The organism is Stutzerimonas stutzeri (assembly GCF_000952685.1).
GTDB lineage: Bacteria > Pseudomonadota > Gammaproteobacteria > Pseudomonadales > Pseudomonadaceae > Stutzerimonas > Stutzerimonas stutzeri_E.
This window is the reverse complement of record NZ_JYHV01000034.1, coordinates 184,326-204,364: the sequence shown is the minus strand read 5'-3', so window position 1 is coordinate 204,364 and position 20,039 is coordinate 184,326. Positions and strand designations below refer to the sequence as shown.

Annotated in this window: 21 protein-coding genes; 14 read left to right on the top strand and 7 right to left on the bottom strand. The window is 62.9% G+C overall.

What is annotated here, in order from left to right; translation table 11 throughout:
* Positions 1–46: 46 nt before the first annotated feature.
* The gene (locus UF78_RS18045) at positions 47–1,756 is read right to left on the bottom strand and encodes a nitrite reductase (RefSeq protein WP_045163599.1); all 1,710 of its coding nucleotides are present in this window, start codon (positions 1,754–1,756) and stop codon (positions 47–49) included.
* Positions 1,757–2,105: 349 nt separating this feature from the next.
* On the opposite strand from UF78_RS18045, the gene UF78_RS18040 reads away from it, so the two are divergent.
* From UF78_RS18040 to UF78_RS18015, 6 genes are all read left to right on the top strand, one after another.
* The gene (locus UF78_RS18040; protein ID WP_045163598.1) at positions 2,106–2,912 is read left to right on the top strand and encodes a CbbQ/NirQ/NorQ/GpvN family protein; all 807 of its coding nucleotides are present in this window, start codon (positions 2,106–2,108) and stop codon (positions 2,910–2,912) included.
* The gene (locus UF78_RS18035; RefSeq protein WP_045163597.1) at positions 2,896–3,480 is read left to right on the top strand and encodes a cytochrome c oxidase subunit 3; all 585 of its coding nucleotides are present in this window, start codon (positions 2,896–2,898) and stop codon (positions 3,478–3,480) included. Before UF78_RS18040 ends, UF78_RS18035 begins: the two co-directional genes overlap by 17 nt.
* 10 nt (positions 3,481–3,490) lie before the next feature.
* The gene (locus UF78_RS18030; protein WP_045163596.1) at positions 3,491–3,742 is read left to right on the top strand and encodes a cytochrome C oxidase subunit IV family protein; all 252 of its coding nucleotides are present in this window, start codon (positions 3,491–3,493) and stop codon (positions 3,740–3,742) included.
* 391 nt (positions 3,743–4,133) lie between these two features.
* Positions 4,134–4,574, top strand: coding sequence for a c-type cytochrome (locus tag UF78_RS18025; protein ID WP_045163595.1), 441 nt, complete (start codon positions 4,134–4,136; stop codon positions 4,572–4,574).
* A gap of 3 nt (positions 4,575–4,577) precedes the next feature.
* Positions 4,578–6,005, top strand: a complete 1,428-nt coding sequence (locus UF78_RS18020) for a cbb3-type cytochrome c oxidase subunit I (protein WP_045163594.1) — start codon at positions 4,578–4,580, stop codon at positions 6,003–6,005.
* 81 nt (positions 6,006–6,086) lie between these two features.
* On the top strand, positions 6,087–7,931 hold the full coding sequence (locus UF78_RS18015; RefSeq protein WP_045163593.1) for a nitric oxide reductase activation protein NorD: 1,845 nt from the start codon (positions 6,087–6,089) through the stop codon (positions 7,929–7,931).
* Positions 7,932–8,718: 787 nt separating this feature from the next.
* On the opposite strand, the gene UF78_RS18005 is transcribed toward UF78_RS18015, so the two are convergent.
* The 4 genes from UF78_RS18005 to ytfE all read right to left on the bottom strand — a co-directional run bounded on the left by UF78_RS18005 (position 8,719) and on the right by ytfE (position 10,744).
* The gene (locus UF78_RS18005; protein WP_045163591.1) at positions 8,719–8,907 is read right to left on the bottom strand and encodes a hypothetical protein; all 189 of its coding nucleotides are present in this window, start codon (positions 8,905–8,907) and stop codon (positions 8,719–8,721) included.
* Positions 8,908–9,042: 135 nt separating this feature from the next.
* The gene (locus tag UF78_RS18000; RefSeq protein ID WP_045163590.1) at positions 9,043–9,726 is read right to left on the bottom strand and encodes a Crp/Fnr family transcriptional regulator; all 684 of its coding nucleotides are present in this window, start codon (positions 9,724–9,726) and stop codon (positions 9,043–9,045) included.
* Positions 9,727–9,879: 153 nt separating this feature from the next.
* Entirely contained in the window at positions 9,880–10,017 is a 138-nt protein-coding gene (locus tag UF78_RS23035) for a hypothetical protein (RefSeq protein ID WP_196298694.1), read from the bottom strand.
* A gap of 55 nt (positions 10,018–10,072) precedes the next feature.
* Complete coding sequence (gene ytfE / locus UF78_RS17995; RefSeq protein WP_045163589.1) at positions 10,073–10,744, bottom strand: iron-sulfur cluster repair protein YtfE; 672 nt, start codon at positions 10,742–10,744, stop codon at positions 10,073–10,075.
* Between the two features lie 146 nt (positions 10,745–10,890).
* Here ytfE and norR point away from each other — a divergent pair, with 146 nt between their 5' ends.
* The 5 genes from norR (at position 10,891) to ubiT (ending at position 15,476) form a co-directional block, all read left to right on the top strand.
* On the top strand, positions 10,891–12,420 hold the full coding sequence (gene norR, locus UF78_RS17990; RefSeq protein ID WP_045163588.1) for a nitric oxide reductase transcriptional regulator NorR: 1,530 nt from the start codon (positions 10,891–10,893) through the stop codon (positions 12,418–12,420).
* Positions 12,421–12,527: 107 nt separating this feature from the next.
* Positions 12,528–12,737, top strand: a complete 210-nt coding sequence (locus UF78_RS17985; protein WP_045163587.1) for a hypothetical protein — start codon at positions 12,528–12,530, stop codon at positions 12,735–12,737.
* Positions 12,738–13,087: 350 nt separating this feature from the next.
* Positions 13,088–14,083 (top strand): ubiquinone anaerobic biosynthesis protein UbiU, encoded by a 996-nt coding sequence (gene ubiU / locus UF78_RS17980; protein ID WP_045163586.1) that lies wholly within the window; start codon positions 13,088–13,090, stop codon positions 14,081–14,083.
* A 14-nt stretch (positions 14,084–14,097) separates the two neighbouring features.
* Positions 14,098–14,988 carry a U32 family peptidase gene (locus UF78_RS17975; RefSeq protein WP_045163585.1) on the top strand — a complete coding sequence of 297 codons (891 nt, stop codon included), beginning with the start codon at positions 14,098–14,100 and terminating at the stop codon, positions 14,986–14,988.
* The gene (gene ubiT, locus UF78_RS17970; protein ID WP_045163584.1) at positions 14,982–15,476 is read left to right on the top strand and encodes a ubiquinone anaerobic biosynthesis accessory factor UbiT; all 495 of its coding nucleotides are present in this window, start codon (positions 14,982–14,984) and stop codon (positions 15,474–15,476) included. The genes UF78_RS17975 and ubiT overlap by 7 nt, the downstream gene beginning before the upstream one ends.
* A 117-nt stretch (positions 15,477–15,593) precedes the next feature.
* Here ubiT and UF78_RS17965 read toward each other — a convergent pair whose 3' ends face one another.
* Positions 15,594–15,977 carry a putative zinc-binding protein gene (locus UF78_RS17965; protein WP_045163583.1) on the bottom strand — a complete coding sequence of 128 codons (384 nt, stop codon included), beginning with the start codon at positions 15,975–15,977 and terminating at the stop codon, positions 15,594–15,596.
* A 98-nt stretch (positions 15,978–16,075) separates the two neighbouring features.
* Positions 16,076–16,753 (bottom strand): Crp/Fnr family transcriptional regulator, encoded by a 678-nt coding sequence (locus UF78_RS17960; protein WP_045163582.1) that lies wholly within the window; start codon positions 16,751–16,753, stop codon positions 16,076–16,078.
* A gap of 235 nt (positions 16,754–16,988) precedes the next feature.
* On the opposite strand from UF78_RS17960, the gene UF78_RS17955 reads away from it, so the two are divergent.
* From UF78_RS17955 to UF78_RS17945, 3 genes are read left to right on the top strand one after another with little or no spacing between them, the layout of a single operon-like run.
* Positions 16,989–19,004 carry a ribonucleoside triphosphate reductase gene (locus tag UF78_RS17955; RefSeq protein ID WP_045163581.1) on the top strand — a complete coding sequence of 672 codons (2,016 nt, stop codon included), beginning with the start codon at positions 16,989–16,991 and terminating at the stop codon, positions 19,002–19,004.
* A 32-nt stretch (positions 19,005–19,036) separates the two neighbouring features.
* On the top strand, positions 19,037–19,204 hold the full coding sequence (gene nrdD / locus UF78_RS17950) for an anaerobic ribonucleoside-triphosphate reductase (RefSeq protein ID WP_045163580.1): 168 nt from the start codon (positions 19,037–19,039) through the stop codon (positions 19,202–19,204).
* Positions 19,201–19,896, top strand: coding sequence for an anaerobic ribonucleoside-triphosphate reductase activating protein (locus UF78_RS17945; RefSeq protein WP_045163579.1), 696 nt, complete (start codon positions 19,201–19,203; stop codon positions 19,894–19,896). The genes nrdD and UF78_RS17945 overlap by 4 nt, the downstream gene beginning before the upstream one ends.
* Positions 19,897–20,039: the final 143 nt, after the last annotated feature.

Sequence of the window (20,039 nt, the reverse complement as noted above, 5' to 3'; positions counted from 1 at the left end):
TTCCTCAAGGCTAGATGGGGGAGTCTGCGCTCCCCCGATGGGGCACTCAGTACACGTCGTGCTGAGTGTTGTAGACGTTAAATTTACCGGTTGGGGTGATCAACCTTTTGTCCTTGATCACCTTTTTCAGTTTTAGCGTCTTGTCATCGACCACCACGATCGCCGATTGCTCCTCTTGGCCGCTCCATACCGAGAACCAGACTTCGTCGCCGGCTTTGTTGTACTCCGGCTGCACGACGCGCTTGGCGCCTCCGGTCAGGCCCGACCATTCGCCAATCGGCAGCACAGTGTATCCGGCCCCCAGATCGTTGATGTCGAACACCGCGGCCGACTGGCTGATGTTTGCGTCAGGGTTGAATGTGGTGTCCAGGTAGATGTGATTGGATTTCGGGTGGGTCTTGATGAACAGCGAGCCGCCGCCTTGGCCCTTGAGCGTTTCGACCACTTTCCAGGCCTGGTTCGGGTGTTTCGCCGGATCGGTACCGATCAGCGAAATGGTTTCATCGCCCAGGTGGCTGGTGGCCCAGACCGGACCGAACTTGGGATGCACGAAGTTGGCGCCGCGGCCCGGATGCGGGATCTTTCCGACATCGACCAGCGCGGCGAGCTTGCGGTCCTTGGAGTCGATCACCGCGACCTTGTTGGAGTTGTTCGCCGCCGTCATGAAGTAGCGATGGCTGACGTCCCAACCGCCGTCGTGCAGGAAGGGCGCGGTGCCGATCATGGTGGTGGAGAGATTGTCGATGTCCTCGTAGTTGACCAGCATGACCTTGCCGGTTTCCTTGACGTTGACGATGAATTCGGGGTGCTCGTGCGAGGCAATGATCGCCGCTACGCGCGGTTCCGGATGATATTCCTGGGTGCCGACGGTCATGCCGCGTGTGGATACGATCTGCAGCGGCTCCAGCGTTTCGCCATCCATGATGGTGAACTGCGGAGGCCAGTAGTCACCGGCGATCACGTACTTGTCTTCGTAGCCCTTGTATTTCGAGGTTTCCACCGAGCGGGCTTCGATGCCCACCTTGATTTCCGCAACCTTGATCGGCTCTTTGGCCCAAAGGTCGATCATGTCGATTTTGGCGTCGCGGCCGATCACGAACAGGTAGCGGCCGGAGGCGGACATGCGTGAGATGTGCACGGCATAGCCGGTGTCGATGGTCTTGACGATGTCCTTGGTCTTGCCATCGATCAGGGCGATCTTGCCATCGTCGCGCAGGGTGACGGAGAACAGGTTCGGCAGGTCCAGCTTGTTCATCTGCTTCTTCGGGCGGTCCTCGGGTTTGACCAGCACCGTCCAGGAATCCTTCATCTGAGCCATGCCCCACTCCGGCGGAGTCGGCGGGGTGTGCTGGATGAACTTGGCCATCAAGGTGATTTCATCCTTGGTCAGCGCATTCGACGTCCCCCAGTTGGGCATGCCGGCAGGCGAGCCGTAGGTGATCAGCGCTTCGAGATAGGCCTGTCCGCGTGCCTGAGTGATATCCGGGGTCAGCGGCTTGCCGGTCGCGCCCTTGCGCAGGACACCATGGCAGCCTGCACAGCGCTGGAAGTAGATCTCCTTGGCTTTCTCGAATTCGGCGGCGTTCAGATCCGGTGCTCCGGGCGAATGGACCACTTGGGCGCTGGCTGGGTCGACGGCAGAGGCCTGGCCCTTGTAGGCGGCATCGGCGTTTTCCGGATTCACGGCCGCCTGGGCAACTGCCAGACCGAGCAGCGAAAGGCCGGCGACGAGGCCTGCCAGTATTGGTTTGCTCATACTCTTATCTCCTCTGACCGCTTCGTGCGGTTCCTGCTAGTGACGGCGATGTGGCAGTTCCCGGGTCTTGCTGTGTGCGGTTGCATCCTATGGCGGGCTTTGGGCGATTGCGCTTGATGGCAATCAAGAGACCTGCCGTGATGCCCGGGGCGTGACGCCGTGTCGCGGGGGCCTGGCGAATAGGGAAGGAAAGCCGGCCGAACAGGGTTGTCTGTCGGCTCGCGAGGGCTCATTTGAGACTGGGCTTGACCGTAATCAAGCTTCGCTCGTGGATGCCTTGAGGGACGTATGACCCGACGGTTAGTTTGGCGGCAGATGCTTATCCAACCGTTGCCGTGAGGTATTGCCAATGAACGCGCCCGAGAATTTTGCCGACTTACCTGGTGCTCCGTTCTACCAGTCGCTGGGCAATGAAGAGGTGCTCTTCGAGCAGGCCTGGCGGCACGGCATGCCGGTGCTGATCAAAGGCCCGACCGGCTGTGGCAAAACGCGTTTCGTGCAGCACATGGCGCACCGGCTGAACCTGCCGCTGTACACGGTGGCTTGTCACGACGACCTCAGCGCCGCGGACCTGGTCGGCCGCCACCTGATCGGCGCACAGGGCACTTGGTGGCAGGATGGCCCGCTGACCCGAGCGGTACGCGAAGGGGGCATCTGCTACCTGGACGAAGTGGTCGAGGCGCGCCAGGACACCGCCGTGGTGCTGCACCCGCTGGCCGACGATCGCCGCGAGCTGTTCATCGAGCGCACCGGTGAGGCGCTCAAGGCGCCGCCGGGCTTCATGCTGGTGGTCAGCTACAACCCCGGTTACCAGAACCTGCTCAAGGGCATGAAGCCCAGCACCCGCCAGCGCTTCGTGGCCATGCGCTTCGACTATCCGGCGGCCGCCGAGGAAGAGCGCATCGTCGCCAACGAGGCGCAGGTGGACACGGCCCTGGCGAAGCAGGTGGTCAAGCTGGGGCAGGCCTTGCGTCGCCTCGAACAGCATGATCTGGAAGAGGTCGCCTCGACTCGTCTGCTGATCTTCGCCGCGCGAATGATCCGTTCCGGCATGAGCCCGCGTGAAGCCTGCCTGGCGTGCCTGGCCGAGACGCTGTCCGACGATGCGCAGACCGTTGCGGCGCTGATGGATGTGGTCGATGTCCATTTCGCATGAAGCGAGCGCAGCGACCCGGCGGCTGCCAGGCGACCTGGCCATGTGGTTTTTCATCCTGGCCGAGCTGACCGTCTTCGCCATTCTGATCCTCGCCTTTGCCGTGGCGCAGTGGCTCAACCCGGCGTTCTTTCGCGAGAGCCGGACGGCGCTGGACAGCTCCATCGGGCTGGCTCTGACCCTGAGTCTACTGACTTCCGGTCTGTTTGCCGCCCTGGCGGTCGAGCAGGTGCGCATGGCGCAGCCGCGTCGCGCGGCGGTGCTGCTGCTGACGGCGCTGATCAGTGCCTGTGTCTATGTGGTGCTCAAACTCAACGAGTACGGCCATCTGGCCGGGATGGGGCTGGGGTTGGAGCACAACACCTTCTTCACCCTGTACTGGATTCTCACCGGCTTTCACTTCCTCCACGTGCTGCTGGGCATGGTCATTCTCGGCTGGATGGCCGAGCGCTGTCGCCGCCGCGCCTACGCGGCGACAGACTGCTCCGGGCTGGAGTCCGGCGTGCTCTATTGGCACATGGTGGATATGGTCTGGGTGCTGCTGTTCCCGCTCGTTTACATCATCAATTGAGGAGGGGCGGATGTCCGCGTCGATCGTGCTGATCCTCTGCTGGCTTGGGCTTGCGGTCCTGACCACGCTCACCGTGCTGCTGGGCAGTTCCGGCTCGACCCTGCTGCTCGCCGCCGGGGTGCTGGCGGTTGCGCTGGTCAAGGCCTGGTTGATTTCCGACGGCTTCATGGAGCTGCGTCATGCGCCACGGATGTGGCGCTTGCTGCTGTTCTGTTGGCCATTGGTGATGGCAGGCGGGATTCTGTTGGCGATCAGCCTCTGACGGTTGCGTAGCCAGGGCAACCCGCGCAGCTCTGTCGTTACGCTTGCTCTGCCGTAGCGTCTGGTGGGCTGAACCCCACCGTAGCTACACGCTCGGCTTTACGCTGCGTCCACGCCGTGATGGAGAGCACGATCGTAGGGTGGATCACGCTTCACCGATCCACCAGACCTAAGCTCGGTGGATGTAAAAAGCGACATCCACCCTACGTGTGCAAAGCCCGCCCCGCGCGGGGTGCGGCCGGTTGCTCGTTTCGTTGGTCGCCTGCGTTGAGCTCCATCGTTCAGGGCGGTAAAGACCAACTATCACGTTCAGGTTTTTCTTGATTGTCATCAAGCAGGTTTCGATAGCCACCTTCTTAAACTGGCCACGCCAACGCCATGAGGAGGCGACCATGTCCGAGACCTTTACCAAGGGAATGGCCAGAAACATCTACTTCGGGGGAAGCGTGTTCTTCTTCCTGGTATTTCTGGGCCTGACCTATCACACAGAGCAGACCTTTCCAGAGCGATCCAATGAGTCGGCGCTGACCGAATCGGTGGTGCGCGGCAAAGCGGTCTGGGAAAACAACAACTGCATCGGCTGCCACAGCCTGCTTGGTGAAGGTGCCTACTTCGCGCCGGAGCTGGGCAACGTCTTCGTTCGTCGCGGTGAGGATGCGGCCTTCAAGCCCTTCCTGCACGCATGGATGAAGGCACAGCCACTCGGCGTTCCAGGGCGCCGGGCGATGCCGCAGTTCAACCTGAACGAGCAACAAGTTGACGATCTGGCCGAGTTCCTCAAGTGGACATCGAAGATCGACACCAACAACTGGCCGCCAAACAAGGAGGGCTGAGAGATGAGCATCATGAATCCGCATCTCAAATTCCAATCGCAGGCTGTCGCCAAACCCTACTTCGTGTTTGCGCTGATGCTGTTCGTCGGTCAAATCCTGTTCGGCCTGATCATGGGTCTGCAGTATGTCGTCGGTGACTTCCTGTTTCCGCTGCTGCCGTTCAACGTGGCGCGGATGGTTCATACAAACCTGCTGATCGTCTGGTTGCTGTTCGGCTTCATGGGTGCGGCTTACTACCTCATCCCTGAGGAAGCGGACCGCGAACTGCACAGCCCGAAACTGGCGATCATCCTGTTCTGGGTGTTCGCCGCCGCCGGCGTGCTGACCATTCTCGGCTACCTGTTCGTGCCCTACGCCGGCTTGGCCGCGCTGACGCACAACGAGCTGCTGCCGACCATGGGCCGCGAGTTCCTCGAACAGCCGACCATCACCAAGATGGGTATCGTGGTGGTCGCCCTGGGCTTCCTCTACAACATCGGCATGACGCTGCTCAAGGGTCGCAAGACTGCGATCAGCATGGTCATGATGACCGGCCTGATCGGCCTGGCGGTGTTCTTCCTGTTCTCCTTCTATAACCCGGAAAACCTGGCGCGCGACAAGTACTACTGGTGGTTCGTGGTGCACCTGTGGGTGGAAGGCGTGTGGGAACTGATCATGGGTTCGATGCTGGCCTTCGTCCTGATCAAGATCACCGGCGTGGACCGTGAAGTGATCGAGAAGTGGCTCTACGTGATCATCGCCATGGCTCTGATCACCGGCATCATCGGCACCGGCCACCACTTCTTCTGGATTGGTGCGCCTGAAGTCTGGTTGTGGCTGGGTTCGATCTTCTCTGCGATGGAACCGCTGCCGTTCTTCGCCATGGTGCTGTTCTCGCTGAACATGGTGAACCGTCGCCGTCGCCAGCACCCGAACAAGGCTGCATCGCTCTGGGCCATCGGCACTACCGTGACAGCGTTCCTCGGGGCGGGCGTATGGGGCTTCCTGCACACCCTGGCACCGGTGAACTACTACACCCACGGCTCGCAACTGACAGCCGCCCATGGTCACCTGGCGTTCTATGGTGCCTACGCGATGATCATCATGACCATGATCAGCTACGCCATGCCGCGCTTGCGGGGCCTGGGTGAAGCGCCGGATGCCCGCGCTCAGCGCATTGAGATCTGGGGCTTCTGGCTGATGACCCTGTCGATGGTTGCCATCACCCTGTTCCTCACCGCCGCTGGCGTGGTGCAGGTCTGGCTGCAACGGATCCCGGCGGACGGGGCGGCAATGTCCTTCATGAACACTGTGGACCAGCTGAGCGTGTTCTTCTGGCTGCGGTTGATTGCCGGGGTGTTCTTCATGATCGGCCTGGTCTGCTACCTGTACAGCTTCAGGCAGCGTGGCCGGGCGACTGCCGACGCGACTGCAGCTGTCGCTGCAGCCTGAGAGTGATTGCAACATGAGCAACGGCCCGGCTGACCCAGCGGGCCGTTGCCGTTTTTATACGGCGCAACGGAGTGATTGAGCATGGCTTTTACCATTGAAGTCGAAGAGTGGGTCGGCAGTGTCTGGCACCGCTTCATCACCCGTCGCGCTAGCCCGGATTTTCCCGAGGCGAGCGTCGCGCTGGAGAGCATGCAGCGGTCGCTGTCGGTACTGTTCCGCGCCATGGGTGGCGCCAGCGGCGTCGGCGTCGAGGCTGCCAATGCGCGCGATTTGATGCTGCGGCGCAACCTGCTGCAACAGGTCGCCGGGACCTGTAAACAACTGCCGGTGGCGTGGTGCGACGCGAACAACCTGCGCTTACCGCAACGCCTCGCGGTCTATCCCGAAGTTTCACTCAATCAGGATCTGTATCGCTGGCTGGCGCTGCTCGCAGCGCAAGCGGGCGAGATGCGTCACTGGGCGCGCGACAACCAGCGCTGGACCCAGTCCATCCTCCAGCGCTTCCCGGCCATGCGGCCGCGCTATGAACGGCTGGTCGAGGCGCACCTGCAACTGCGCCCGGACCCGGCCAGCCTACCGCGTGCCGAGGGCGCGCTGGAGCGGGCGCTGTGCCAGGCCTTGCGCGAGCCGGGCAGTGTCACGCAGTTCCCGCGCAGCGAAGTGGCGCCTTGGCCGCTGCCGATGTGGCTCTATCCGGCGGAAAATCTCGGCGTGCCGCAGGCCACCGAGCTAGCCGAGGAGGATCAGGACAACCATCTGCAGGCCCCGCCCACCGAGCAGAAAGGCCTGCGTAAGCGCGCCAAGCGGGTCGAGGACAGCACCAGCAAGGGTGGCCTGATGCTGTTCCGCCTGGAAAATCTGTTCAGCTGGTCCGAGCACGTCGAGCTCGATCGACAGGGCGACGACAGCGAAAACGAGGATGCCTCCCGCGTCGCCGAAGACCTCGACGAGATCGCCATGTCGCGCCAGCGCATGCGCAAGGGCGGCGGCCTCAAGCTGCACCTCGACCTGCCGCCAGCGGACGTCGATGACATCCCGCTGGGCGAGGGCATCAAGCTGCCGGAGTGGGACTATCGCAAGCAGCGCATGCAGGAGAACTTCGTCAGCCTGCAGACGATGCTGCCGCGCGGCTCCGAGCCCATGGGCCTGCCGCTGCGGCTGAGCCCGCTGGCGCGCAAGCTGCGCCGGCAGTTCGAGCACCTGCGCAACGACCGCCAATGGCTGCGCGGGCAACCCCAGGGCTCGGAGTTGGACATGCAGGCCTGGCTCGACTTCCACGTGGAGCGCCAGCAAGGCCAGTGCGCCGAGCGCGGGCTGTTCATGGAGCAGCGGCAGAACCGCCGCGACCTGGCCTGCCTGCTGCTGGCCGACCTGTCGATGTCCACTGATGCGCACCTGGACGACGAGCACAAGGTGATCGATGTGATCACCGACAGCCTGCTTCTGTTCGGCGAGGCGCTGTCGGCGGTCGGGGACGATTTCGCCCTGTACGGATTTTCTTCGCTGCGCCGCCATCAGGTGCGCATGCAGGAGCTCAAGAGCTTCAAACAACGCTACGGCGACGACACCCGTGGGCGCATCCAGGCGCTCAAACCCGGCTACTACACCCGCATGGGTGCGGCCATCCGCCAGGCCACCGAACTGCTCGGCAACTGCAAGCAGCGGCGCAAGCTCTTGCTGCTGGTCACCGATGGCAAGCCCAACGACCTGGACCTGTACGAAGGCCGCTACGGCGTCGAAGACACCCGTCAGGCCGTACTGGAAGCTCGGCGCCAGGGGCTGCTGCCGTTCTGCATCACCATCGATCAGGAAGCCGGCGACTACCTGCCCCACATGTTCGGCGCCAATGGCTACACGTTGATCAAGGACCCGCAGCAGCTCCCGTTCCGCCTGCCGCAGCTGTACAAGCAGCTGACCCAGCGGTAAGCGCCAGGATGGAAAACGGACGAGGCGCGGTGTTAAGAGATGCGCTTTCGGAGGACTGGAGGACGCGTCCATCACTCAGTGGCCGGTAGGGTGGATGTCGCGCTTCACATCCGCCGTGGCTTCGCTCGGTGGATGGCCACCCCGTGGATCGGTGAAGTGTGACCCACCCTACGATGCTTTTGCGGGAGCCCTCGGGGCGAAGCTTTTCAGACACCGAGCCGCAGCCATTCGCCGCGAGTCGCGACTCCTACAAGGGCGGCGGCATGCACGACTGCTTTGTTGTGGGAGCCCCGCCCTCGGGGCGAAGCTTTTCAGACACCGAGCTGCGGCCATTCGCCGCGAGTCGCGACTCCTACAAAGGCGGCGGTATGCACGACTGCTTTTGTGGGAGCCCCGCCCTCGGGGCGAAGCGTTTTAGCACCGAGCCGCAGCCATTCGCCGCGGGTCGCGACTCCTACAAGGGCGGCGGCATGCACGACTGCTTTTGTGGGAGCCCCGCCCTCGGGGCGAAGCTTTTTAGCACCGAGCCGGCGCCACTCGCCGCGGGTCGCGACTCCTACAAAGGCGGCGGCATGCACGACTGCTTTATTGTGGGAGCCCCGCCCTCGGGGCGAAGCTTTTAGCACCGAGCCGCAGCCATTCGCCGCGGGTCGCGACTCCTACAAGGGCGGCGGTATGCACGACTGCTTTTGTGGGAGCCCCGCCCTCGGGGCGAAGCTTTTCAGGACGGCAGGATAGGCAAGCGGCGTTCCGCTTCTGTGCATCACGCGGGCAGTGTGGCCGCCCCTTAGAAGAAGTGGCGCGGCAACCAGACGATCATCACGGCACAGAACACCGTCAGGCCGATGCAGAACCAGAAGAATTTGCGTTGGCGCCGTTCGCCAGCGGTATCGGCGTGGGCGGGGAGGGGCATACCGCAGTTGCTGCATTCGGCTTCCTGCGGGTTGGGTTGCTGGCAGTACAAGCACTTGGGCATGGGCGGCGTCCTCTTTACGTCAGGTCCAGCTTGCCATCCCTGGCGACCGATCAAGGTTGACCGCAATCAACCGCCTGAAAAAGCCGCTCGGCCTGGACGGGCAGCCGACCGGGGGGAGCGGGCGGTTGCTGCCGATCACTCGAACTGTTCGAGGCGCTGGCGATCGAGGATGGTGATCTGCCGGCCTTCCTGGATGATGATGTCTTCGTCGATCAGGCGACGCATGATGCGCGAAAAGGTTTCCGGCTGGATCGACAGGTGGCCGGCGATCAGCTGCTTGGCCATCGGCAGCTCGAAGCTGTTGCTTTCGTCCTTGAGTCGCGCCAGCTGCGTCATCAGGTAGCGCACCACGCGGTGGGTGGCGTTCTTCAGCGACAGCGTTTCGATCTCGTTGATGCGCTGATGCAAGCGCACGCTGAGCTTGCCGAGTAGCGCGAAGGACAGCTTCTGGTTGGCTTCCAGCAGACGCATGTAGGCCGTATTGGAGAACCGGTAGACCTGGGTCGGGCAGACGGCCTGGGCCGAGGCGACGTAGTTGGGTGTGTCCATGAGCATCATCGCTTCGGCAAAGGTCTGCCGGTTGCCGATCACCTCGAAGACCTTTTCCTGCCCGTCCGGGGTCAGCCGGTAGATCTTAACCGCCCCGGAAATCACGAAGTAGAACGAATGGGCCGGTTCGCCCTGATGAAAGAGGTTGTCGCCCTTGTCGAGATTGAGCAGCTGGCTGGCGCTCATCAGCTCGTCCATCTGTTCGTCATTCAAGGGCTCGAACAGGTGATGGCTACGGAGGATCTGGTTGTGTACGCGATGAAGCACCATGCAAGGCATCCTGTTTTCTAATAATCAACCGCCCTCGGACGGGTGCCGTACCGGTTCACAGGTGTCGGCGTCGAGGTTTTACTGAGCCTAGCCCAGGCGTGGGACTGAAGTATTGATGCATGCCAAGTGTTGAAACGCATGGCATCAGGCCCGTCAGGGTGAGAGCGTTTTCGTTCCGCTGACAGCTGCTTGTGTGGGGCTGACGACCAGGTCGAGTGCCACACCGCTGGCCAACGCCAGCATCGACGCCACGGCCAGGCCCCACACCAAGGGCTGAATCACTGCTTTCATACCGCCTCCGTTACTACAGGATGGGGCCATCTGGCCCGCGTGGCTCGTTGTCGCCTCAATGTGCAGCGGCGTTGACGAACAGGATGTTGTTCTCGAGATGAATGTGCTGCATCAGGTCGTCGCGCAGCTCCTCGAGCCCGCGATAAAGCGCGCGCCAGGTGTTGCAGGCGTTGGCCGGCGGGGTGATGTCATGGGTCAGCTCGGCCAGGCGCTCCAGAGCGGCGCCGTGCTGGTCGTGCTCGTAGCGCATCACCGCGATCGGGCCCTGGGTCGGCGACAGTTGGATGTTGCGGCGCAGCATCGGGAACAGAATCTGCTCCTCCTTGAGCATGTGGCTTTCCAGCTCCTGCTGCATGCGCCAGAGGTGTTCGGCGAGCCCGGTCGGACAGTCAGCCTTGTTGCCGTGTACCTGCTCGACGCGGCTGGCCAGGCGGATCAGCTCTGGAAGCTGTTCACGATGCCGTTCGTGAAAGCGTTCGAGAATGTATTCGATGAGCTCGGCGACCGATTCATTGCGCCAATCCAGCTCGGTTGTCGAGTTGATACTCAGTGCCGCGAGCTCGTTGGCTATGGTTTGCGCGTCCAGGTTGCGCTGCAGCGCCGCGTCGCGCAGCGGGATGTTGCCACCGCAGCAGAAATCCAGTTTGTACTGGCGGAACACGCGGGTGGCGCCGGGGATGAGGCAAGCCAAGCTGCCCAGGGTCTGCTCGGTAAGCGCGATGTTCATGGCGGCGTATCCGTGAGTGGAGATACAGGAGAAGGGCAAGCTCCGTGCCATAGCTAACCGGTTGATTCATAAGGACCTAAATTTAGGCTTGGTGAAAACTACCTGACCGGTATAGGGTTTAAAAAACCTTGAGGGTAGTTCGCACCATGATGGAAGAAGCACTGCTGGCCGATCTTGTCACCGAGCTGCCCAATGCGGTTCGCCTGCAACGACTGGTGCATACCCTGCACGAACGCTTCCGCTGTGGCGCGGTGGTGTTGCTGCGCCTCGATGACGACACGCTGCGCCCGTTGGCCGCGGTGGGGCTGGTGCAGGAGGCGCTTGGCCGGCGCTTCGTGGTGGCGCAACACCCGCGGCTCGCTGCGATCCTCTCGCAACGCGAGCCCACCTGGTTCGAACCCGATAGCCGGCTGCCGGACCCTTACGACGGGCTGCTCGACGAACGTGCCGGCGAGCCTTTGCCGGTACACGATTGCATGGGCGTCAGCCTGTTCGTGGAAGGCAAGCTATGGGGCGCGTTGACCCTCGATGCGTTGCACGCCGGAACCTTCGATGACGACGCGCGGCGCGACCTGCAGCGCTATACCCTGGTGATCGAGGCGGCGATTCGTATCACCCGGCTGGAGCACGAAAATCGCGGCCTTCGCCTGGCCCGCACCGATGTGCTGGAACCCACCGAAGTGCCGGGTGACGGTGAGATTCTCGGCCAGAGTCAGGTGATTTCCGAACTGCTGCGGGAACTGAAAGTGGTCGCCGACTCCGAACTGCCGGTGTTGCTGCTGGGCGAGACCGGCGTGGGCAAGGAGCTGTTCGCCCGTTGGTTGCACCGCCATTCGCGCCGCCGCAACAAGCCCCTGGTGCTGGTCAACTGCGCCGCATTGCCTGAATCGTTGGCCGAAAGCGAGCTGTTCGGTCACGTCAAAGGTGCGTTTTCCGGTGCCACCACCGATCGGCCCGGCCGTTTCGATGCAGCCAACGGCGGCACTCTGGTGCTCGATGAAGTGGGCGAGTTGCCGCTGGTGGTCCAGGCCAAGCTGCTACGCACCTTGCAGAACGGAGAAATCCAGCGTCTCGGGGCCGACAAGCCGCGGCAGGTCGATGTGCGGATCATCGCGGCGACCAATCGGAATCTGCGCGAGAGCGTGCGCGACGGGCATTTTCGTGCCGATCTCTACCATCGCTTGTCCGTCTACCCGGCACCGATTCCGCCGCTGCGCGAACGCGGCAATGACGTGCTGATCCTGGCCGGCTACTTTCTCGAGCTGAACCGCGCCCGGCTGGGGCTGCGCAGCATGCGACTGTCACCTGCCGCCGAGCGCGCGTTGCTCGGTTATGGCTGGCCGGGCAACGTGCGCGAGCTGGAGCACGTGATCAGTCGCGCGGCGCTGCGACTGCTCAGCCGTGGCGCGTCACGCAGCGAGATCCTCACCCTGGAGCCCGATCTGCTCGATCTGGACAGCACGCATGCCGCCTCGCTTGCGCCGATTGCCGAGGCCCAGCCGCAACCGACGGAAGTGGAAATCGTCTCGCTGCGCCAAGCCGTCGATGACGCTCAGCGCCTGGCGATCGTTCGCGCCCTGGAGGCCAGCGGCGAGAACTGGGCACATGCAGCCCGCTTGCTGGATGTCGATTCCAGCAACCTGCACAAGCTCGCCAGACGGCTGAAGCTCAAATAGCCCCGACGTGGTTGCAACCGTTTCATCGCAATTGCCGCCAATCGGCGCGAGTCGTCTCGACAGCTCGCTGGTCTAAGCTGCTGACATGACCTATCGAGGAGACTTCCATGGCTCTGGACCATGACCAGTTCGACGCGCTGCTGACCGAGGCGCTGGCGCATGCCGAGCGCGCCGCCAGCGAGAATAATCCACAGCACTACCAACAGGCCTTCGTCGCCAGCCTCAAGGCCATGCGTCTGCTGGCGGACGAATCCGGTGCCTGGCGGCAGATGGTGGCGCGCGCCACCGAGGAATTCGAAGGCGACGAGGGAATATAGACCGAGGCGCTGGAGGCTGGCAGCAAAAGCAGAAGCTGGGCTGTCGGCGGATCGGCATGCGCGGCTTAGCGAGCTTGTGGCGAAACGCAGCCGGAGCCTCGTGAACAAGCCGCGCGCCCATGGCGTCTCGCCCCGCGCGAACTGCATGGCATGCAGAACAACATCGACAATATCCGAATGAAAGCCCAGCCCTGATTAGCTTCGAACGTCGAGCTTCGAGCGCTACCCCTCCTTGACCTTTATCAATGCCGACCTCGGGTCGTCTACCTAGACTGCCGGCTTTCCGTCCGGCCCGGACGGCGCTGCTGCCATTGGCACGGCGCGCATGAACCGCACGTCTAGGAGTTGCCATGCATTTGGTCTGTCCAGCAGGTAGCCTGCCGGCGCTGAAGGCCGCCGTCCAGCAGGGCGCCGATGCCATCTATGTCGGTTTTCGCGACGACACCAACGCCCGCCATTTCGCCGGCCTCAATCTCGATGACAAGCAGCTCGACAAGGGCCTGCAGTTGATCCGCGAGAAGGGCCGGCAGCTGTATATCGCGGTCAATACCTATGCGCAGCCCGACGGTTGGAGCCGTTGGCAGCGCGCCGTGGATCAGGCCGCCGCCATGGGCGTCGACGCACTGATCGCCGCCGACCCTGGCGTATTGGGCTATGCCGCCAAGCGCCATCCGCAGCTCAACCTGCACTTGTCGGTGCAAGGCTCGGCGACCAATGCCGCGGCGCTGGCGTTCTACCAGCAGCGCTACAACATCAAGCGCGCCGTGCTGCCCCGGGTGCTATCGCTCAAACAGGTCAAGCAGGTCGCCGCCAGCAGCCCGGTGCCGATCGAAGTGTTCGCCTTCGGCAGCCTGTGCATCATGGCCGAGGGTCGTTGCCATCTGTCTTCATATCTCACTGGCGAATCACCGAACCTCTGCGGCGTGTGCTCGCCAGCCAAGGCAGTGCGCTGGAGCGAGGAGCCGGAAGGACTGACCTCGCGCCTCAACAACGTGCTGATCGACCGCTACGCCGAGGGCGAATCGGCCGGCTACCCGACGCTGTGCAAGGGTCGCTTCATGGTCAATGGCCAACGTTTCCACGCGCTGGAAGAACCCACCAGCCTGAACACCCTGGATCTGATCCCCGAGCTGTCCGCCATCGGCGTCACCGCGATGAAGATCGAGGGCCGCCAGCGCAGCCCGGCCTATGTCGAGCAGGTCACCCGGGTCTGGCGCGCGGCGCTGGACAGCTACCTCAAGGCGCCGCAGCGCTACACGGTCGAACCCGGCTGGCGGCAGGTGCTGGACGGCCTCTCCGAAGGCTCGCAAACCACCCTGGGTGCCTACCACCGGGCTTGGCAATGAACGAGGAGTCACCCATGAAACTTTCTCTGGGCCCGGTGCTGTTCTACTGGGATCGCCAGCAGACGCTGGACTTCTACGCCAACATGGCCAGCCAGCCGCTGGATGTTATCTACCTCGGCGAAACCGTTTGCTCCAAGCGCCGCGCGCTGATGCTCGACGACTGGCTTGGTCTGGCTCGTGATCTGGCCGAAGCCTCCTCGGCGCAATTGGTATTGTCCGGCCTGACCCTGGTCGAAGCCGCTTCCGAACTGTCCAGCCTGCGTCGCCTGTGCGACAACGGCGAACTGCTGGTGGAAGCCAACGATATGGGCGCGGTGCAGCTGATGTCCGAACGCAAGTTGCCCTTCGTCGGCGGCCCGGCGCTGAATCTCTACAACGGCCATGCGCTGGCCGAGCTGGTGGCCAGCGGCATGAGCCGCTGGGTGCCGCCGGTGGAAGCCTCCGGCAAGCTGATCAAGAGCGCCCGCGCGCAGCTGCAGGAGCTGGACGTCACGCTGCCGGAAATCGAGATATTCGCCTACGGGCACCTGCCGCTGGCCTATTCGGCGCGCTGCTTCACCGCCCGCGCCGAGAACCGGCCGAAGGATGACTGTCAGTTCTGCTGCCAGAACTACCCCGAGGGCATTCCGTTGCTCAGCCAGGAAGGTGAGGCGCTGTTCACCATCAATGGCATCCAGACGATGTCGGCCTCGGTCAGCAACCTGCTGGCCGACTATGTCGGGCTGGTCGACACTGGCGCCGATCTGTTGCGCCTGAGCCCTCGCGCTGCCGGCATGGAAGAGGTGATCGGCGCCTTCGATGCGGTGCGCAAGGGCGCGCCGCCGCCGCTGGCGGTGGATGGCTGCAATGGTTATTGGCATGGCCAGCCGGGCATGCTGCGTGCCGAGGAGGCCGGATTATGTTGAGCCCGCGTGCCCATCTGGTGAATCTCGGTGGGCGGCTGCTGCCGCTCGCCGCCAAGACGCCGTTCCTGTTGCAGCGTCTGGCGCTGGAGCGCAGCCTCAATCAGGTATTCGCCGAAGCGCTGAGTGACGGTGCCTTCGATGTGCTGGACGATCGCTGGTTGAAGCTCGAAGTCGCCGACCTCGGTCTCGCCTGGTGCCTGACCTGCGAGCGTGAGCAGCTGCGCATCGCCGCGCAGGTGCCAGCGGAGGTGACGATTCGCGGCAACTGGCGTGAGTTCCTGCTGTTGGCCAGCCGTCAGGAAGACCCGGATACGCTGTTCTTCCGTCGCCGGCTGGTCATCGAAGGCGATACCGAGCTGGGCCTGGCGATCAAGAACCTGATCGACAGCCTCGACCCCGACTCGCTGCCGAGCTGGCTGTGGAAACTGCTGCAGGGCGCTGGTGAAGAAGTGGCCGCGGCCGGGCGGGCCCAGGCGGCTGGTGCCTGATCCGACTAGCAGTGCTAGCGGTGCGGCGTTGGTCAGGGTGGTCTTCAGTGTTGCGCCGTAGGATGGGCTCAGTCCGCCGCCCTGGCTGATCGAGTCGCCGACCAGCGATGTGTGGTTTCACCCCGCGCGCCGCTGCATCCGATCGCTGGCGATGATGGCCTTCATGTCCACGAACAACGCGTCGGCTTCGGCCTCCGAGCAGTCCTCGCGATAGCGCTTGCGCAAGCCGTAGCTGCTGAGCGTGATATGGACATCGGCGGTCACGTCGTGGAGCGCCAGGCAGGCTTGTACGCAATGCAGCGGGCAGCCGTCGATCGCCAGAATCGGTCGGCCCGAGTTGGCCTTGTTGACCAGCGAGCTGACTCTTCCGCCGACACCGGCAATGCAGGACATTTCTGCCAGCCCGGCACGATCGAGGCGCACCGCGAGGGTGTTGGCCAGCTGCGCCACGTTCGAGCAGCCTGAACAGGCGTACACCAAGGGTAGGCGCGACGTCGACATGCTGTTCTCCCGATCCGATAGGTCTGTCGGCAAGTATCCAAGCCTGGCGGATCTCTGCCTTTGACGATCATCAAGAAGCTGGGGCGATTGGTCGCAGGTCACTCCTGATAGGCAGCCAGGCCTTGATTGTCCAGGATCTCGATGCGGCGGCGTTGCACGCTGATCATTCCCGACTCCATCAGCCGGTGCAGGATGCGCGAAAAGGTTTCCGGCTGTATGCCCAACTTGGAGGCGATCAGGCGTTTGGGCACGTCCAGCGTGACCACGCCGCTGTCGTCCGCCTGTGACTGATAGAGAAAGCGCACCACGCGATGGCTGGCGTTGGCCAGGGTAAGGGTGTCGATTTCGTTCATGCGCTGATGCAGACGGATACTGAGCGTGGCGAGGATGTCCAGGCAGATGCTCGGGTGCTCCTCCAGCATGCGCCGATAGTGCGGGCCATGCAGGCTGGCGATGAGGCTGGCCTTGAGCGCCGTGGCACTGACCGGGTAATTCGGCGCGCCGGTGAACAACAGCGCTTCGGCGAAAGATTCGCCGCTGCGAATGACCTCCACCAGTTTCTCCTGGCCGTCGCAGACTACGCGATGCAATTTCACCTGACCGCTGAACAGAAAGTAGAAGCGCTCGGCCTTGTCGCCCTGGTGAAACAGCGAAGCGCCAGCGGGCAAACGCTTGAGATTGGCCGACGCACAGACCTCCTGCATCGCCGCCTCGGGCAGCCGGCTGAACAAGTGATGGCGGCGAAGCTCCGCAACAAGGGATGTTTCGGTGAGCATGGTTCCTCCGCCGGTACGCGTCCGGGATTGTTCGAAGCTGCATCCTAGAAGTCCCGGTGGTCGCGCTTCCTTGACCTCGGACAAGATCGTCCGCCGCGGTTGGCTAGGCCAAATGTTGAAAAAACACCGAGGACGAATTGACGATGGTCAATTCGTTCCAGGCCTCGATTCTCTACATTCACACCATCTTGTGTTTTTGGATTTTTTGCTTACTACATATGGTGATGGAGGGGTGATGCTCAGGCTTGAGGAGGTGAACCATCCTGTCTCGCTGCGCAAGCGCGATGGGCGGCTGGTAGCGTTCGAACTGGACAAGATTGGCGCCGCAATCGAGGCGGCCGGTCTGGCCACGGGTGAATTCGACCAGACCGCTGCCCAGGCGCTGGCTGCCCAGGTGCTGACGCGCTTGCAGCAGCGGGTGGTAGCGGTGGAGCAGGCGCAGGATGCCGTCGAACGCGTACTGATGGAGGCGGGGCATTACGCGACTGCCCGCGCTTATATCGTCTACCGGGAGCAGCATGGCCGGCTGCGCCGCGACCACAAGGCGATCGTCGATGTCGCCGCCTCGATGAACGAGTACCTGTCTCGTGAAGACTGGCGCGTGCGGGCCAACGCCAATCAGGGCTATTCGCTGGGCGGTCTGATCCTCAACGTGTCGGGCAAGGTCACCGCCAATTACTGGCTGGACGAGGTCTATAGTTCGGAAATCGGTACCGCGCATCGCGAAGGCGATCTGCACATCCACGATCTGGACATGCTGGCCGGCTACTGTGCCGGTTGGTCGCTGCGCACCCTGCTCAACGAAGGATTCAACGGCATTCCCGGCCGGGTCGAGGCGGGGCCTCCCAAACACCTGTCGAGTGCGCTGGGGCAGATGGTCAACTTCCTCGGCACGCTGCAGAACGAGTGGGCCGGCGCGCAAGCCTTCAGTTCCTTCGATACCTACCTCGCGCCGTTCGTGCGCAAGGACAATCTGGGCTTTGCCGAGATCCGCCAGGCCATTCAGGAATTTATCTACAACCTCAATGTGCCGTCGCGCTGGGGCACCCAGACGCCGTTCACCAATCTGACGTTCGACTGGGTCTGCCCGGAAGATCTGCGCGAGCAGATCCCCTATATCGGTGGTGAAGAGATGCCGTTCGCCTATGGCGAGCTGCAGGCCGAAATGGAGCTGATCAACCGCGCCTACATCGAGGTCATGCAGGCGGGCGACGGACTTGGTCGGGTGTTCACCTTCCCTATACCGACCTACAACATCACCCATGATTTCCCCTGGGACAGCGAGAACGCCGATCGCCTGTTCGAGATGACTGCGCGCTACGGGCTGCCGTACTTCCAGAACTTCCTCAATTCCGACATGCAGCCCAATCAGGTGCGCTCGATGTGCTGCCGGCTGCAGCTGGATGTGCGCGAGTTGCTCAAGCGAGGCGGTGGCCTGTTCGGTTCGGCCGAGCAGACCGGTTCCCTCGGCGTGGTGACGATCAACTGCGCGCGCCTCGGCTATCTACATGCCGGCGACTGGTCCGGGTTGCTCGAGCATCTCGATGCGCTACTGGAAATGGCCATGCAGAGCCTGGAGATCAAGCGCAAGGTGATTCAGCATCACATGGACGCCGGGCTCTATCCCTACACCAAGCGCTACCTGGGCACCCTGCGCAATCATTTTTCAACCGTCGGTGTGAACGGCCTGCACGAAATGGTGCGCAACTTCACCGAGGATGCCGAAGGGCTGCATACATCGGCGGGGCGGCAGCTTGCGATCGACTTGCTCGACCATGTGCGTGCGGTGCTGGTGCGCTTCCAGGAGCAGACCGGTCACCTCTACAACCTCGAAGCGACGCCGGCCGAGGGCACCACCTACCGGTTCGCCAAGGAAGACCGAAAGCGCTTCCCGGACATCTTGCAGGCGGGTTCGGCGGATGCACCGTACTACACCAATTCCTCGCAGCTGCCGGTGGGCTTCACCGATGACCCCTTCGAGGCCCTGGCGTTGCAGGACGAGCTGCAGACCAAATACACCGGCGGCACCGTGCTGCACCTGTACATGGCCGAGCAGATCTCGTCGGTGCAGGCCTGCAAGAACCTGGTGCGCAAGGCGCTCGGTCGGTTCCGGCTGCCTTACCTGACCATCACCCCGACGTTTTCCATCTGCCCGGTCCACGGCTACCTGAGCGGCGAACACGAGTTCTGCCCGAAGTGCGACGAGGTATTGATTGCCAAGCGGCGGGCCGAATGCCCCTGCACGGCGTGACACGAGTTCTAACCAACCCAGAGGAGCGACACATGACCCAAGCCACCCAACTGCCCGAGGCCCAACGCCAGCGCTGCGAAGTCTGGACCCGTGTGATGGGATATCACCGCCCGGTAACCGCCTTCAACCCGGGCAAGCAGTCGGAGCACCGGGAGCGCAGGCACTTCACTGAACAGGCGGCGCGAGTGACCGTTGCGTGAACGCAGCGCTTCGGGTCGGGGGGCTGGTCCCCCTGACCACATTGGATTTTCCAGACCATCTCGCCTGCGTGCTGTTCTGCCAAGGTTGCGGCTGGCGCTGTCGCTACTGCCATAACCCCGGGCTGATTCCAGCCTGTGGGGAGCAGGAAAAGCCTTGGGACGGGATTCTCGATTTTCTTCGGGAACGAGTCGGACTACTCGAAGCGGTCGTTTTCAGCGGCGGCGAGCCGACCCTGCAATTGGCGCTACCCGAGGCGATTGCCGAGGTGCGCGCGATGGGTTTCAAGATCGGCCTGCACAGCGCTGGCATCAAACCCAGGTTGTTCCGTCAGGTGCTATCGCTGGTGGATTGGGTGGGCTTCGACGTCAAGGCCCTGCCGGAGCACAGCATGCTGATCACCGGAGTCGAAGGCAGCGGCAAAGCCAACTGGAAAAGCCTTGAGCACTTGCTGGAAAGCGGTGTTGCCCACGAATGCCGGACCACCGTGCATTGGCAGCTGTTTGATGCCGACCACCTCTGGGACCTGGCCCAGCGTCTTCGCGCCCTGGGTGTCGAGCGCTTTGCGGTGCAGTGCGTGCGCACCGCCAGGATGTTCGACAACACCCTGCCCGACAGCCGCGCGCCCTATGACCAGCAGAAACTCTGGGATCGGCTGGGGATGCTGTTTCCGTCGTTCGTGCTGCGAGGGTGACGTCAAGCCTCTTCGCAGCATTCCGGCTCCCTCCGGATGCTTCGGGGCTGGCAACGATAACGACTCGTGGCGAGCGAACTTGCTCGCGATCAGGGTGAGCATCGGAGTTTTTGTATCAAGCCGGTGCTGGCGATTCCTGAGCG